This is a genomic window from Catenovulum maritimum (genome assembly GCF_001050375.1).
Lineage (GTDB): Bacteria > Pseudomonadota > Gammaproteobacteria > Enterobacterales > Alteromonadaceae > Catenovulum > Catenovulum maritimum.
This window is the reverse complement of record NZ_KQ130526.1, coordinates 1-1,356: the sequence shown is the minus strand read 5'-3', so window position 1 is coordinate 1,356 and position 1,356 is coordinate 1. Positions and strand designations below refer to the sequence as shown.

Sequence of the window (1,356 nt, the reverse complement as noted above, 5' to 3'; positions counted from 1 at the left end):
CCCGAGCGCATCATTATAGAAGCAACTGGTCGTCTAGAAATGCCATTTATCATGGCTTGTGCAAAAGCAAATTTACCCTTTGTGATTGCGAATCCAATACACATCAAACGCTTCGCTGGCGCAATAGGGCAACGAGCTAAAACGGATAGGTTGGATGCCCAGTTAATTGCGCATTATGGTGAAGCAATAAAACCAAACCTATCTCAGTTAAAGCCAGATACCATGCAGACTATGAGTGATTTAGTCGCAAGACGTAACCAGTTGTTAGTCATGCAAACGATGGAAAAGAATCGCTTACAAATTCTGCCAAAAAACTTAGCCATGACCATTAAACCAATCCTGACTGCGTTTAAAAATCAAATAACAAAAATAGAAAATAAAATCCTAGAGTTAATTGAACGTTGTCCTGACTATCAAGCGAAAAATACCATATTGCAAAGCATGAACGGAATCGGAAAAATAGCTTCTGCTTCACTCATCAGTAACCTGCCAGAATTAGGTTACATGACCAATAAACAAGCCTCTGCTTTAGTCGGCGTTGCACCTATGAATCGAGAAAGCGGACGATTTAAAGGTCATCGGAAAATACAAGGTGGGCGGCATCAAGTTCGCACCGTTTTATACATGGCAATGATGTCTGCAATACAATCTAATCCAGTGTTTAAGGAAACATATCAACGATTAGTAGCCGCAGGAAAACCTAAGAAAGTAGCAATCATTGCCTGTGTAAGAAAGATGGTTGTTATCTTAAATTCGATGCTTAGGGATGGCGTTTTATGGGAAGCGCCAAAAGCTTAAATTTACTTATTGACACCATAGTCTCTTGTTATGTTTTGATTTCTCGTATTTTTTTATAATATCGTATAAAAACTAAGGGGATAACTAGTAATACGAAAAATTGCAAAAAATCCCCATCAGATAACCCGAGATTACTTTTTATAGCCTCCCAGAATAATATAAACATATAAAAAGTAAATAAAACGCCAATCATGCCTATTAAATGAAACAGTTTTATTTCGCTAAAGAAAAACTTTTTATTTTCTTCTTTGTTATTTAGAAATACCCAATCTGCAAACGTCATTACCATAAACAATGGAAAGATGAATTTTTCATTAGGATTTAAAAAGATTGTTATTAAGCAACTTAAGGTAATGATTAGCCAAGTTGAAAACTTTACAAAGCTGATAGTCCATTCATTAAAAGTTTGCATGATCCCTCAAAAAAACATAACGCTTTGCTAAGGGGCGCACGATTTGGTGGTTGGTTTGGCATAAAATTGGCGAAGCCAATGCCAAACCAAACGCCGAAACGGGCGTCCCGTGGAGGCCGCTTGCGGCCGGAACAACCTTGAGCAAC

1 protein-coding gene is annotated in these 1,356 nt (G+C 37.8%); it reads left to right on the top strand.

What is annotated here, in order from left to right; genetic code table 11:
• Window positions 1–798: IS110 family RNA-guided transposase (locus XM47_RS18640; protein WP_048696001.1), on the top strand; the 798-nt coding region annotated here is incomplete at its 5' end.
• Window positions 799–1,356 lie beyond the last annotated feature (558 nt).